The sequence below is a fragment of the Arthrobacter sp. efr-133-R2A-120 genome, assembly GCF_030209835.1.
In the GTDB taxonomy this organism is placed as follows: domain Bacteria; phylum Actinomycetota; class Actinomycetes; order Actinomycetales; family Micrococcaceae; genus Arthrobacter.
Genome location: NZ_JARVRF010000036.1, coordinates 76,904 through 91,493 on the forward strand (window position 1 = coordinate 76,904; position 14,590 = coordinate 91,493).

Genomic DNA, 14,590 nt, shown 5'->3' on the forward strand with positions numbered 1-14,590 from the left:
TTCGCGTCACGATCCGCGAATAGCTCCCACTGTTTCAGTGGGTGGCAGTTTCTCCCCAGTTATTTCAAAAAATTGAATCTGTTTTCTGCGACACGAATCGCGGGAAGCGCGCACTTGATGGCTAGAGACCACCTGCGTGCCCGCTCCCGAAAGTGATGCAAGAAAAGCCCATGAAGCAGTCCCTTCCAGCCAAGCTGCTGGCAATTCTCCTCGCCGTCACGATTGTCTGCCTTGGCCTGGGCGGCGCCCTGCCTTCACCCGCGTATGCGACGACGCCAGGAACCCCGGGAGTGCCTCAGGCGGGTACGCCGGTTTACACCGAAGACTTCAGCAGTCAGGATGCTTCGGCGGCTGCCATCAACATCCTGAACTACACCGGCGGTGCGGCAGCCGCGTTCTCGACGTACACGGCGGACCCGCAATGGACGCCGGCTGGAAACCAGTGCAACGGCTGGATCATGAGTTGGACCACGCCCAATCCTCCGGCCTCAGACGCTGGTTGCCAGCGCAACCTCGGCACCACGTGGCCCTCGCTACGGAGCATGGCCCAAGCACTCGGCATAGCGCAGGGGCAGAGCCCGGCGCAAGCACAAACGAATCAGGCACTGACGGAGTACACGAATGCCTTGAGCGGTTCCATCACAGCCGGCACGGAATTCCGCACAGTGAAGACCATTCCCGCGATCGCCGGGCACTACTACGCCGTGTCGGCCTATTTCGCGGCTGTGAACTGTCCTGCCCAGGGCGGCGCCAGTCAACCGCAGGAGACATTCAGTCTTCTCGTGAACGGCACTCCGATCGTGCTGAGCTCCGGGCTGAACCCATGCACCAGTTCCACTGACTGGTCGACTCAGGTGACCAAATTGCAGTCAGCGGCGTACATGATTCCGACCGGAACGACCGCGAACCTCGGGCTGTCTCTGTACAACGCCCAGACCAGTGGCTCGGGTAACGACGTGGCGTTCGACCTGCCCCAGATCGTCGACGTGACCCCGCAGTTGGACAAGTCGTTCAGTCCTGCGCTCATTGCCCCCGGCCAGGCCTCCACCGTGACGCTCACCGTGACCAATACCAGCGACCTGAAGGCGAAGAACGACTGGAGCATCACCGATACGCTGCCCGCCGGCGTCGTGATCGCCCCTAACCCCGCGATCGGCGGAACGTGTGCCCAGGTGACCGGTGCCGCATTCGTCAAAACGGGAGCCGCCGGATCGAACACCTTCACGGCCACGGGCGGTGATCTTGCCGTAGGGCAGGCATCCTGCACCATCACGTTCAATGTGACGGCAGCTGGAGAGGGGACGTATGTCAACGGTCCCGCGAACATCGTGACCAACCTCAACCCGCCCGCGAACGCCACCCTGACCGTCCGGGCGCCGCGGATCACCCTGACCAAGGCGCTCGGAGCGCCGCGTCAGGCGGCAACGGACCAGTTCGCCGTGCAGATCCGCACCGGCGGGGCGACAGGCGCGGTGGTTAACAACACGACTAACTCGACCACGACAGGTACGGGATCGTCAGTAACTGCGGGAACCGGCACCACCGGCGCCTACGTGGCCACGGCTGGAACCGCGTATACCCTGACCGAAGCGGCCGCCGGTACGGCCAACCTTGCGAACTATGCCGGCACCATTACCTGTACGGACTCGTTCGGCCTGCAGACCGGTTTGCCCGTCGGTGCCGCGTTCAGCGGTTCGCTGGCCATCACCCCGGTGGCCGGGGCGAACATTACCTGCACCCTGTCAAACACCGCCCAGCCGATCATCAACGTAGCCAAGCAGCCCGGCACGGTCACCGGTCCGGATGCGAACGGCAACTTTGTCGCCAACTACACCGTCACCGTGGCCAACACCGGCTCGGTGGCCGGGACCTACGGCACCCTGGCCGACACTCCGGCGTTCGCCCCGAACCTGGCTGCAACGAGTGCTGCTTGGACGACTACCGGGAGCGGTGCTCCTGCTGGTGGGTCGTCGTCGACCGCCGGTCCTTACACCCTGGCTCCGGCGGGTTCTGCCATCGGTCCAGGGGTCACGCAGACCTTCAACCTCGCGGTGACGTTCCACTACACCAACACCACTCCAGTGCCGGCGTGCGCCGGCCCGGGGACAGGTCTGTTCAACTCGGTTGCGTTGCCGGCTGGCCAGGAGCAGGGCCCGACGACGGACAACTCCGCCTGTGACTCCCTGACGCCCAATCTGGTGGCCTCCAAAAACGTGGATCCGGTGGCCGGGACCATGGTCCAGCCCGGGCAGGTTCTGAGCTACTCGCTGTCCTTTGACAACACCACCGGCACCGCCCCGGCTGCAGTCAGTTACACCGACTGGCTCGCGGACGTTCTGGATGCCTCGACTCTCGTAGCCAACTCCATCACCACGACGGCCACGAGCGGGACTCCCTTGGTTGTCACGAACAACTCGGGGGCAGCGCCGAGAACCCTGGCCGTCACGGGCACCGTCGCTGCCGGCGCGAAGAGCGTCGTCACGTATCAAGTGAAGGTCAATAGCGCCGGCAATTTGGGTGATGCTTCGCTCGAGAACTACCTGACACCATCAACCACCATCACTCCGCCAACGAGCTGCCCGGCCGGAAGTGCCACCTGCACGGTCAATCCCGTGGGCGTGTGGACCCTGGGCAAGACAGCATCCCCTGCTTCCGGAACCTCCATCAACCCGGGCGATCCAAGCGCAAACAGGGTGATCACGTATACGGTGACCGCCACCAACTCCACCGCCAATCCCATCACCGGTGTCATCCTCACCGATGACCTGAGCCAGGTACTGAACAACGCCACGTTCACCGCCGGGTCCGCGAATCTGACCGTCAATGGCAGTACACCCCTCGCAGTCCCGGATCCGGGTACCGGCAGCACGTTGGCGACTCCTTCATTCACTCTGCCCGGCAACGGCACGGCAGTGTTGACCTATTCGGTGACGGTCAACGCGAATGCATGGCTCGTCACCGTGAAGAACGGGGCAACCGGCAACGGGATCGTCCCTCCGGCACGATGCGTCACCGGAGGCTCGGCGCCACTTGACCCTGCATGTTTCACCACGAATCCCACTACCGGCCACCTGTTCGTGCAAAAGGCAGGACCCGGGACAACCCAGGGTTCCACCGTCCCGCTGACCGGCTCGACCTTTGAGATCCACAACGATGCTGCAGGGCAAATGGGTCCCACCGTCGTCGGAGTGAACAGCCCAGTATCGGGGTCACCCGGACTGGTCGAGGTCAGGAATTTGCTTCCTGGGACCTACTGGCTGCTCGAAACCAAAGCCCCGGACGGCTACTCGCTTCTGGCCACCCCCGTGAAGTTCACCATTGCGCCGAACGGCAGCATCGCCTTGGACTCAGCCACCGCAGGAACGTCAGTAACAGCAAACAACCAGACCATCACTGTCCTGGATATGGCGTCCGTCAAGCTTCCATTCGCCGGTGGGCCAGGCACTGCCGCCATCTTCGGCGGAACGGTTCTCGGGATCCTCGCCCTCATGACTTCCCTCGCCCTCATCGTCTTCAGGCGAGCGAACAAGACCCCACAAACCCAAACTCCTTAGCGCAGCTCCGCGCAAATCAATGGGGGAAACAAGAAAGGAACACGATGAAATCATCGAAGGTGAGGCGCGGCATAATAGCCTCTCTGGCCGCAATAGCCTCAGCTGGGATGCTCGCCCTCGGAGCCGGAGGTGCACACGCGGCGAACACCGCGAACATCGATCCGTCCAAGACAGGTTCGTTGACAATCCATAAGTACGAGAAGCCGGCGACGCCGACGAACCTGCCCAACGATGGAACGGCACTGACCCCGGCCCAGACCGCGGCACTGACCCCGATGGCCGGGGTGACGTTCACGGTGCAGAAGGTCAACAACATTGACCTGACGACCAACGCCGGCTGGACTGCCGCGGCAGCCTTGACTCCGGCCCAGGCCGCGGCGCAGGCGGCCACCCCGGGCTCCACGACCACGACGGACGCGAGCGGAACGGCGAGCCTGGGGAACCTTCCGCTGGGCCTGTATCTGGTGACGGAGACCGGCTATCCTGCCGGTGTCACTCCCTCGGCCCCGTTCCTGGTGACCCTTCCAATGACGGACCCCGCGGGCGGGAACGGCTGGCTGTATGACGTGAACGTCTACCCCAAGAACGCCGTGACCACAGCGACGAAGACCGTGAACGACGCCTCCGCGATCAGGCTTGGTGACGCGGTAACGTGGACCATCACGTCCGACATTCCCAACGTCAACCCGATCGATGGGTACCGGATTGTCGATAAGCTCGATTCGAAGCTGAGCTACACCAGCTCGACAGTTGCGCTTTCGAACAACGCGGCACTGGTGTTGAACACCGATTACACGGTCGCGTTCGATACGGCCACGAATACCCTCACGGTCGACTTCACCGCCACCGGCCGGGCCGTGCTCGCGGCCAACCCCACGGCCAAGGTCCTGGTGACGGTGAACTCCACCGTCATCACGGTCGGTGAGATCGCGAACACGGCTCTTGTCTACCCGAACGCGGCCAGCTTCGCCATCGCTCCGGGCCAGCCCAACGGTCCGGTCGTCACTCCTCCAGTTATTACCAAGTGGGGCGACATCGTGCTGCACAAGAAGGATTCCCAGAGCTCCGCGGCCCTGGCCGGCGCTGTGTTCTCGGTCTACCCGACCCAGGCCGACGCCCTGGCCGGCACGAACGCGATCAGCGTCGGAGGGGTCAGTTCCTGGACCACCGATGCCAGCGGCAACCTAGTGATCTCCGGACTGCGCTACTCCAACTGGGCCAACGGGGCAACAGTGACCCCGGGCCAGCCCGGCTACCAGAGCTACTGGCTTGTGGAGACCAAGGCCCCGTCCGGCTACGAGCTGCTCGCCCAGCCAGTCGAGACCACGGTCACCAGCAACGACCCGTCAGTGGTCACAGTGACGATCAACAACGTCCCGCATAACGCCGGGTTCCAGCTGCCCCTCACCGGTGGTGTCGGAACCTGGGCCCTGACCGCCGGAGGGATCCTCGTGCTGGCAGGCGCCGGTCTCTTCATGGTCACCGGCCGACGGAAGCGCAACGAGGCAAAGTAAACACCCCTCGGTGACCCGCATCCCTTGATGCAGGGTATGGGGCATCCACCAGTATGGTGGATGCCCCATACCGCTCCCGTCCATCAAAGCAAGAGGCCCCAATGACCCAAACCCTCAAAGAATTCATGGAGGGTTCCGAACCTGGCCCGGAAGGCCCTCCTCGGCGCCATAGGACCCGGAGACCGGCGGCGGGACGCAAGCGCATCCGATCAGGTCTTGCTGACCGCAGGCTTTTCACGATGATGGTCATCGCCGCAATCGGCCTGGGCCTGGTCCTTTACCCCCAGGCAGCTGACTGGTTCAGCTCGATATCCCACAGCAGCCAACTTTCCGGCTATGCGCAGGAAGTCGAACAGCTTGAACCCTCGGCCCGGACGAAAGTGTTGGACCGGGCAGGCGAATACAACTCCCGGATCCCCGGCGGACAACTGCGGGACCCCTACTCCGCCCAGGCCCCGATGCCGGCATTGGAAGGGCAGCTGCGGGATTATCAGAGCCAGTTGAACGTAGCCAACGACGACGTGGTCGGAAGATTCCGCTACCCGTCCCTGAACATTGATCTGCCGATCTTCCACGGAACCAGCGATGACGTTCTAGCCAAAGGCGTGGGCCACCTCTACGGCTCCTCCCTTCCCGTAGGCGGCCCGGGCACGCACAGCGTCCTGACATCGCACTCGGGGATTCCGAATGCGGAACTCTTCAATCCCCTCCACAGCGCGAAAACGGGTGACATCTTCTCCACCGAAGTCATGGACCACACGTTCCTCTACAAGGTAAACAGGATCGAAGTGGTCAAACCGGATGACATTTCCTCACTGAAAATCACCGCGGGGGAGGACTCCATCACTTTGGTAACGTGTACCCCCATCGGAGTGAACTCACACCGGCTCCTAGTTCACGCCTCCCGGATCGCAGACATCCCCAAAGACGCACCGGAACAGAAAACGCTGGCAGGGCGCCAAGCCAACATTGGATTCCCGTACTGGATCGTCTACTTCGTGGGCGGCTTGCTGGCCTTCTACCTGGCTTTTCTTGCCTGGAACCGTCGACGAGTCCGATGATCCAAACGCCTGGGCGTGCAAAGGCCCGGGGCGCATCTAACCCCCGACAAGGAAGCACCACAATGGCCTCACAATTCAATCTCTACGTTGACGCGGATGCCTGTCTGCGGTTCCAACTTGTTACCGGAAATGGCGACGTGCTCCTCACCTCCACGGCTTTTGAGGACCAGGATGCGGCAATCGCAGCAATCTGGTCAGTTCGCGAGGCCGCCGTCTATGGGCGCATCGTTGATCTCACCGGTTCGACGCCGGAAAACCGCCCCGCCGACTAAGTCCAGCCCAGGGATTTGGACAGACTTTCGGAAACATCTTGCGGCGTTCGCGACACGATTCGCACCCCAGCGACACAAAGTTAGTGCCTGGCATGGGATGGAATGAGACTCCTGGCGGACCTATTGGGGGGCCGCTACGGAGGCGTTCCCGATGGACCTCATGTCAGGCCGTGCCCATAGGGCGGCGCGCCCCCATGCGACCCGCGGCCCCGGGCGCGTGCAGGGATCAACGGATCCCTGCACGGCGTGCGGCTGGATCTGAGACCCCCAGCCGCACGCCACCTCTGCCATTGCCGTAATCAGGCCGAACTGCCGCCGCGGAAGTCCTCCATCGCCGGGCGGGTGCCTACTTTTGCGCCTTCCTTTTCTGCCATTGCCAGGCATGCCAGAAAAGCAGTGTCGCCAGGATCAAGGCGGCGGCCTGGAGAAGCTGCGGGGTCATGTTCATCAGGACGTACGCGAACGGCATCGTATTTCCCGGGCTGGGGATGAACGGGGCCATGGCCTCATTGATGATCACCATGATGGCTATGACGAGAGCCACCTCCAGCACCCACAACCCGATGATGAACGGATTCACCGAGGCCCTCCGAGGCGCCTCCGCTGTCTCTAGGCGATGCTCCAGCGCATTGCCGTGCTCGTCGATTTCGCGGAATTCAATCCTGGCCCGAGCCTCGTCCATTGTCCGTTTCCCCCGGTTTGGTGTGCCGTGGCCCTCCAGTGAGGCTCGAAAGGCGCACTTTTTAGCACTCTACCGCGAGCACTCACCCACGGCGAATTAGGACACGAAAGTTTGACGAAAAGGTAAACCTAAGTAAGGCTTACCTTTGCTTACGAGTGAAGCAAGCCCAGTGCCTCAACCCCGACGGAAGGAAGCCGACGTGACGTCGCCCAGTGTCGAAGACCGGATTGAACCGGACCAGGATTTCGGCTCCCGTGTGGAGCTGGCCCTTGCGGCCACCAACCAGCTTTTCAACGCCCGAAATTCGCCGAGCTACGTCGCCCAGGTGCTGCAAGGTGTCAACGCGGTCGCCACGAAAGTGCAGCGCACCACCCAACCGTTCACCGGCGTCGGGCATGGCGAAATGGCGGCGCGAGTGGCCGCCGTCGACCTCTCACGTCCGCTCCCGGACACTGCCGCCGCCCTCGAGGAACTCGACGAGCTCTATCTGCGGGACGCCATCTACTTCCATGACGCACGCTACGCCGCGCACTTGAACTGCCCTGTGGTGATCCCGGCGCTGCTCGGCGAAGCGGTGCTGTCCGCCGTGAATTCCTCCATGAACACTTGGGACCAGAGTGTTGGGGCAACGATGATCGAGCGCCGCCTGATCGACTGGGCTGCCGAACGGCTTGGCTTCGGACAAGGCGCCGACGGCGTGTTCACCTCGGGAGGCAGCCAGTCCAATCTCCAGGCCCTGCTCATCGCCCGGAACCATGCCGTGGCCAAGCTTCGGGCCGAAAGCGGCGGGGGTCGGCTACCTACGCTCCTTGAGCGCCTGCGGATCTTCACCTCGGCGGACAGCCATTTCAGCATCCAGAAGTCGGCATCCATGCTGGGACTGGGCTTCGACGCCGTGGTTGCAGTGCGGACCGGCGCAGATCACCGCATGGATCCCACCGCTTTGGCGGCGGCCCTCGCGGAAGCGCACGATGCCGGTCTGGTGCCGGTGGCGGTTGTAGCCACCGCCGGGACTACCGACTTCGGAGCGGTGGACCCGCTCGCAGAGCTCGCTGCCTTGGCCCGTGCCTATGATTCCTGGCTGCACGTTGACGCTGCATACGGCGGCGGCTTGCTCGTCTCCAATCGCTACCGGCATCTCCTCGAAGGCACCCGCCTGGCTGACTCGGTGACCGTGGACTTCCACAAGACCTTCTTCCAGCCGGTGAGTTCCAGCGCCGTGCTGCTCCGCGATGGCGCCATGATGCGCCATGTCACCTATTACGCCGACTACCTGAATCCCGAGAGCGCTGCGCTGGCCGAAATCCCCAACCAGGTGGACAAGAGCATCCAGACCACCCGCCGTTTCGATGCCCTCAAGCTCTGGCTGACGCTGCGCATCATGGGCGCCGATGCCGTCGGCGCGTTGTTTGACGAGGCGATCGATCTCGCCGGATGCGTCGGCTCCCTGCTCGCCGACGATCCGGACTTCGAACTCGCGTCGAAACCGCATTTGAGCACCCTCGTTTTCCGCTACCGTCCGCTCGCTGGGGGAGCCAGGCTCGGAGAGGACGCAAGCGATGTCCTCAACCCCGCCATCCGCGCCGCGATCTTAGCCTCGGGGCAGGCTGTTGTTGCTGGAACCACAGTGGCCGGCCGCCACTACCTGAAATTCACCCTGCTCAATGCCGAGGCCACCCTGGGCGACATTAGGGAAATCGTCGAGCTCATCAGACGAACCGGCGAGGACCTTCTCGCCGATCGGGCGGCCGATCGGGCGGCGGATCGGGCGGCCGATAAGGCGACTGGGCAGGCAGGGGCCGCAGCGTGAGCACCCACGAACCGGACAGCAAGATCTACGACGTCGCGGGCATCGGCGTCGGGCCCTTCAACCTGGGCCTCGCCGCCCTCAGCGAGCCGCTGGACGGGCTGGAGTGCGTGTTCCTGGAGCGCCGCGAATCCTTCGACTGGCACCCTGGCATGATGCTGGAGCCCGCACACCTACAGGTCCCGTTCCTGGCAGACCTGGTGACCTTGGCTGATCCCACATCGAAGTACTCGTTCCTGAACTTCCTCAAACAGACCGGCCGTCTGTACCGCTTCTACATCCGCGAGAACTTCTACCCGCTGCGTGCCGAGTTCAACCAGTACTGCCAGTGGGTGGCCGGGCAACTGCGATCGGTGCGTTTTAGCACTGATGTGCTAGATGTGGCGTACGACGACGGCGTGTACCGGCTTTCGGTCCAAGGCCCGGACTGCGCTGAGGTGCTTCGCGCCCGGCGGCTGGTTCTGGGTACCGGAACATCGCCGCACGTTCCCAAGGCCTGTGCGGGAATTGTGGACGGGGGCGGACTTGTCCTCCACAACGCCGACTACCTGTTGAGGAAGAGTGAACTCCAATCCAAGCGCAGCATCACCATCGTGGGCAGCGGCCAGAGTGCGGCTGAAATCTACTACGAGCTACTGCAGGAGATCGACGTCCACGGCTACCAACTGAATTGGGTGACGCGCTCGGGCAGGTTCTTCCCGCTGGAATACACCAAGCTCACGCTCGAAATGACCTCGCCGGACTATGTGGACTACTTCCACTCCCTTCCGCCGGAACAGCGCGATTCGCTGATCAGCAGCCAGAAGAACCTGTACAAGGGCATCAACTCGGAGCTGATCGACAGCATCTACGACCTTCTCTATACGAAGAGCCTTTCCGGGATGGTCGACACGCAACTGCACACCCACTCCAGCCTGGCGGTAGCGGAGTGGGACCCGGCAACTGGCAGCCACACCCTGCAATTCCGCCATGAAGAACACGGCCGCGACTATTCCTTGGACACCGAGGCCGTAGTGCTCGCCACCGGATACTCCTACAAAGAGCCCGGGTTTCTCGGGGGCATCGAGGACCGTATCCGTCGTGACGCGAAAGGCCGCTTCGACGTCGCACGAAACTACGGCATCGGCGTCGAACCTGGTGAGATTTTCGTCCAGAACGCAGAGCTTCACACCCACGGCTTCGTCACTCCGGACTTGGGCATGGCGGCATACCGAAACTCCTGCATCCTGCGCGAGATCACCGGCGAAGAGCCCTACCCCGTTGAGCGCAGCATCGCATTCCAGCAGTTCGGGGCCCCGGTTGATGCGTCGGCCGAGCTTGTCGCGGAGGTTGGAGCGTGAGGTTCAGCTTCCGGCCCGTTGATCCGGCTGCCGATGCACCTGTCCTCCACAGCTGGGTGAGCCAGGAGTACGCGCGCTTCTGGGGCATGTTGTCCTCCACAGTCGAGGACGTTGTGGAGGAGTACTCGCGCCTCGCTGCCAGCAGTCACCACCAAGCGTTCCTAGGGCTCGACGACGGCGTCCCCGCCTTCCTGATGGAAAGGTACCTGCCCGCCGAATCACCTTTGGCCGGCGCCTACAACGTGGTGCCCGGCGACATCGGGATGCACCTTCTTGTGGGGCCTCCTCCCGGTCCTCCCGCTGCCGGGTACACCACCGCCGTCATGCAGTCCGTCATGGCGTACCTCTTCGAAGATCGCGGAACAGGGCGCATCGTGGTGGAGCCGGATGCCCGCAACCACAAGATCCACATCCTCAACGAGCGCGTGGGCTTCCGGCCCGGCGGGGTGGTGACGCTTCCCGCCGTCGACCTTTCCGAAAACCGCAAGCAGGCCCTGCTCAGCTTTTGCAACCGCGCGGATTTCCACGCGACCCTGAACCCCATCCTGGCCGCGCCTGCCGCGGCGACCCTTGGAGAGACCCCGTGACCACCACAGCTGAAACCATCGCCAGCCAAGCCGGCTCATCCACGTCCCACCTGAACCCCGAACGCTGGGCAGTGGCCAATCGGCACCTGGTCCGCAAGGCGCTCGCCGAGTTTTCGCACGAACGCATCCTGACGCCGGAGTTGCTCGGTGAAGCTGGCACCGGCCTTGGCCTCTACTGCGTGGTCAGCGACGACGGGACAGTCGAGTACCGCTTCCGTGCCAGGATCCTGGAGCTGGATCATTGGTCCATTCCAGCGGAATCAATTGTACGGATCGAGCGCGGAGCCGCCGAAGGTACCCCCGAGCTGCCCCTGGATGCGTTGTCTTTCATCACCGAATTCCGTGACACCCTTGGCATCCGCGAGGAAATGCTGCCGGTGTACCTCGAGGAAATCAGCAGTACGCTGGCGAGTCACGCCTACAAACAGGGCGCCTGCAGAAGCTCGGCGGCCCTGATTGCCGGAATCTCCAGCGATTCGGACCCTTCGGCCGGCTTCCAGGCGATCGAACGGAGCATGAGCGAGGGTCACCCGTGTTTCGTTGCCAATAACGGCAGGCTGGGCTTCGGCATCTTGGACTACCACTCCTTCGCCCCGGAAACGGGTGCCGCGGTGCAACTGCAATGGATCGCGGTCCACCGGAGCAAGGCCGAGTTCACCTCCAGGGCCGGACTCGATTACCGCACCCACTTCGAGGCCGAACTCGGCGCGGCCACCCTGGCCGGTTTCGACGCGGAGTTGTCGGCCAACGGGCTGGATCCGCAGGACTACTTGCTGATGCCGGTCCATCCCTGGCAGTGGGATAACAAGCTCAGCGTGACGTTTGCGGCAGAAATCGCCCAGCGCCACATCGTCCACCTGGGTACCGGGGAAGATGTCTACCAAGCACAGCAATCCATTCGAACGTTCTTCAACACCAGCTCGCCGGAGAAGTCGTACGTCAAGACGGCGATGTCCGTGCTGAACATGGGCTTCATGCGAGGTCTATCGCCGAAATACATGAAAGCTACACCGGCCATCAATGATTGGCTCCAGGAACTCATCGAAAATGACCAAGAGCTCCAGAACCGGGGCCTGGCCATGATCCGTGAGACCGCGGCCATCGGATACCACAACCACTACTTCGAGGCCGCTTCGGCCAAGGGATCCCCGTACCGGAAGATGCTCTCGGCGCTGTGGAGGGAGAGTCCGCTTCCCTTGCTTAAGGAAGGCCAACAGTTGGCCACGATGGCTTCGCTTCTGCACGTCGACGCCGACGGCGTTCCGGTGGTCTCCGCGCTGATCGCGCGCTCCGGAGTGGCCCCACGCGAGTGGCTGCGTCGCTATTTCGAGGCGTACCTCGTGCCCGTGGTCCACTTCCTCTGCGAGTACGAGCTCGCGCTCATGCCGCACGGTGAAAACGTCATCCTGGTGCTGGAAGACGGCGTGCCGGTCCGGGCCATCATGAAGGACATCGGCGAGGAAATCGTGGTGATGGGGGAGCGGTTGCAGCTTCCGGAGGAGGTCTCCCGCATCAAGGCGGAGATCCCGGCGGAGGAAATGGTGCTCGCGGTCTTCACGGACGTTTTCGACTGCATTTTCCGTTTGCTTGCCGCGATTCTTGTGGAGGACGGCACGCTCGGCGAGGACGAATTCTGGGCGACGGCCGCCGTCGTCGTGCGTGAATACCAGGAGCGGCACCCGGAACTGGCGGAGCAGTTCGCCAGGCACGATCTTTTCGCGCCGGACTTCGAGCTTTCATGCCTGAACCGCCTGCAGCTGCGCAACAACCAGCACATGCTGGACCTCGCGGATCCGTCCGGCGGCCTCCAGATGGCCGGGCGGCTGACAAACCCGCTGGCGAAGTTCACGTAGGCGGCTGGCCCACTCCAGGCCCGACGGGACTAGTCTGGGCGCATGACAACTCGTGCCAACGAACTCACCGCTTTGGTCACCGGTGCTACTGCCGGACTCGGTGCGCAATTCGCCCGCCAGCTTGCCGAATCCGGCCACCACCTCGTCCTCGTGGCCCGCGATGAAAGCAGGCTGCGGGCAAGCGCTGAGGTGCTTGAGCGGGACTTCAGTATCTCTGTGGAGGTCCTGCGCGCAGACTTGACCTCCGACGTCGGGGTTGCGGCTGTGGCGGCCAGGTTGCGGGACGCTTCGCGGCCGGTGGACGTGCTGGTCAACAACGCCGGAATCGGTTTGCTGAACTCTTTCGAGAAGAACGATGTGGAAGACGAAAAGCGGCATTTGCGGCTGCATGTCCAGACGCCCATGGAGCTGTGCCACGCGGCGTTGGGGGTGATGTTGGCACGCAAGTCGGGCCGGATCATCAACGTTGCGAGCGTTGCGGCATTCGCGAACCGGGGAAGCTATTCGGCGGCCAAGGCCTGGCAGGTCAGCTTCAGCCGTTGGGCGAACACTGCGTATGCCGGCAGCGGCGTGAAAGTCACCGCGGTGTGCCCGGGCTTCACCCACACGGAGTTCCACGATCGCATGGGCATGGACAAGTCGGTGGCTCCCCGCTTTTTGTGGCTGAAGGCCGAGCGCGTTGTCCGGGAAGGGTTGGAAGACAACGCCAAGGGCAAAGGAGTGTCCATTCCGTCGAAGCGCTACAAAGCGCTCACCGCCGTCATGCGCTTCCTGCCGGCGAAGCTTACGTCGGGTCCGCCTCGCCTCGCCGCGAAGGAATCCGGGCCCGCGAAGTGAGCCGCGGCGCCTGGACGAGCACCGCCACCGCAATCCCGATCACGGCTCCCAGGAACGTCTCCACCCCGCGTTCTAGGACCAGCACACCGGGATCCGCGGGCGCCGCCAACTGAGTCATGAGCAGGATGACCGGAGTGAAGAACACCATGGCCCAGCCGTAGTGCCGAGCCATGAATAGCTCGGTGGGGAACTGGAAACCGATCACCAGCAGGGCAAGGATGATGGTGGTTTGTCCCGGGAAATAGTGCAGCGGAGACAGTGGTCCCGGAAAGAGTACGACGGCGACAATCGCCAATCCGAGGAACGTCCCCACGATGCGGTGAATGCCGCGGTGCAGGCGGCTCGGCACATCGGCTCCGGCCAGCGGAACGGCGGCGGCAGCCATGGCCCAGTGCGGGTGCCCGCTGCCCGTGAGCACTCCGCAGGCACCTGCCGCGCCGACGGCGAGCACATACCGGGCCGCGTGAAGCCCGGCTGCTTGGCGCAGCCGCGCCGAGGATGCCGGAATGTCCCGGACGGCGCCACGTTCCCACACCCGGTACAGAAGCCACCCGGCAAAACCCACCACCATCGAAAACGCTGCCGATGCCGCGCAGATCAGGACCGCGGCAAGCAAAGGGATGTGCGCGGGGACGGAAGCGCATGCTCCAAGGGCCAGGATCCCGAAGAACGGGCCATTGGGTTTGAGCCGTACCTTGTCCGAGAACAGCGAGCCAACACCCGCCAGGAGCGCCTCGACTACTACCAATCCCCATGAATGGATATGGGAGACGGACAAGAACGTGCCCACAGAGACCCCGGCCAGGAGTACGGCCGCGGCCTGGGCCTGGTGCTTGAGCCGCAGTTGATGCGATTCGGCACGACCGTACATGCCGGTCAGGGCGCCGAACACGGCGTAGATGATGAGGTCCGCCCGGCCAACTGCGAGAAGCACGAGTGCCGGCACGGCGACGCTCAGTGCGACGCGGACGGCAGCCAGGTGATCGTTGCTTGCCGGTGGAACGGTGTGGAGCGCACGGGCATGGGCCATGATTGATCGCAACGGGACACCACCAATCAATTCAGCCGATCATTGGGAAGTTA

The 14,590-nt window shown here is 63.3% G+C and carries 11 protein-coding genes; 9 read left to right on the plus strand and 2 right to left on the minus strand.

The window, feature by feature from the left end:
• Positions 1 to 170: 170 nt before the first annotated feature.
• The 4 genes from QRN52_RS16665 (at position 171) to QRN52_RS16680 (ending at position 6,401) form a co-directional block, all read left to right on the plus strand.
• Complete coding sequence (locus tag QRN52_RS16665; protein ID WP_284754380.1) at positions 171 to 3,554, plus strand: DUF7927 domain-containing protein; 3,384 nt, start codon at positions 171 to 173, stop codon at positions 3,552 to 3,554.
• A gap of 44 nt (positions 3,555 to 3,598) precedes the next feature.
• Positions 3,599 to 5,068 carry a SpaH/EbpB family LPXTG-anchored major pilin gene (locus tag QRN52_RS16670; RefSeq protein WP_284754382.1) on the plus strand — a complete coding sequence of 490 codons (1,470 nt, stop codon included), beginning with the start codon at positions 3,599 to 3,601 and terminating at the stop codon, positions 5,066 to 5,068.
• Positions 5,069 to 5,307: 239 nt separating this feature from the next.
• On the plus strand, positions 5,308 to 6,129 hold the full coding sequence (locus tag QRN52_RS16675; protein ID WP_284754384.1) for a class C sortase: 822 nt from the start codon (positions 5,308 to 5,310) through the stop codon (positions 6,127 to 6,129).
• Between the two features lie 62 nt (positions 6,130 to 6,191).
• Positions 6,192 to 6,401, plus strand: coding sequence for a YegP family protein (locus QRN52_RS16680; protein ID WP_284754385.1), 210 nt, complete (start codon positions 6,192 to 6,194; stop codon positions 6,399 to 6,401).
• A gap of 346 nt (positions 6,402 to 6,747) precedes the next feature.
• Here QRN52_RS16680 and QRN52_RS16685 read toward each other — a convergent pair whose 3' ends face one another.
• Positions 6,748 to 7,083: a hypothetical protein gene (locus QRN52_RS16685; RefSeq protein WP_284754387.1), complete on the minus strand. Its 336-nt coding sequence runs from the start codon at positions 7,081 to 7,083 to the stop codon at positions 6,748 to 6,750.
• A 199-nt stretch (positions 7,084 to 7,282) separates the two neighbouring features.
• Between QRN52_RS16685 and QRN52_RS16690 the strand changes: the two genes are divergently transcribed.
• The 5 genes from QRN52_RS16690 to QRN52_RS16710 are packed head-to-tail and all read left to right on the plus strand — an operon-like array spanning position 7,283 to position 13,507.
• Entirely contained in the window at positions 7,283 to 8,893 is a 1,611-nt protein-coding gene (locus QRN52_RS16690) for a pyridoxal phosphate-dependent decarboxylase family protein (protein WP_284754388.1), read from the plus strand.
• Positions 8,890 to 10,230: a lysine N(6)-hydroxylase/L-ornithine N(5)-oxygenase family protein gene (locus QRN52_RS16695; RefSeq protein WP_284754389.1), complete on the plus strand. Its 1,341-nt coding sequence runs from the start codon at positions 8,890 to 8,892 to the stop codon at positions 10,228 to 10,230. Before QRN52_RS16690 ends, QRN52_RS16695 begins: the two co-directional genes overlap by 4 nt.
• Positions 10,227 to 10,817, plus strand: a complete 591-nt coding sequence (locus tag QRN52_RS16700; RefSeq protein WP_284754390.1) for a GNAT family N-acetyltransferase — start codon at positions 10,227 to 10,229, stop codon at positions 10,815 to 10,817. The genes QRN52_RS16695 and QRN52_RS16700 overlap by 4 nt, the downstream gene beginning before the upstream one ends.
• Positions 10,814 to 12,670 (plus strand): IucA/IucC family protein, encoded by a 1,857-nt coding sequence (locus tag QRN52_RS16705; protein WP_284754391.1) that lies wholly within the window; start codon positions 10,814 to 10,816, stop codon positions 12,668 to 12,670. The genes QRN52_RS16700 and QRN52_RS16705 overlap by 4 nt, the downstream gene beginning before the upstream one ends.
• A gap of 42 nt (positions 12,671 to 12,712) precedes the next feature.
• Positions 12,713 to 13,507 (plus strand): SDR family NAD(P)-dependent oxidoreductase, encoded by a 795-nt coding sequence (locus tag QRN52_RS16710; protein ID WP_284754393.1) that lies wholly within the window; start codon positions 12,713 to 12,715, stop codon positions 13,505 to 13,507.
• On the opposite strand, the gene QRN52_RS16715 is transcribed toward QRN52_RS16710, so the two are convergent.
• The gene (locus QRN52_RS16715) at positions 13,455 to 14,537 is read right to left on the minus strand and encodes an FUSC family protein (protein ID WP_284754395.1); all 1,083 of its coding nucleotides are present in this window, start codon (positions 14,535 to 14,537) and stop codon (positions 13,455 to 13,457) included. The genes QRN52_RS16710 and QRN52_RS16715 overlap by 53 nt on opposite strands.
• Positions 14,538 to 14,590: the final 53 nt, after the last annotated feature.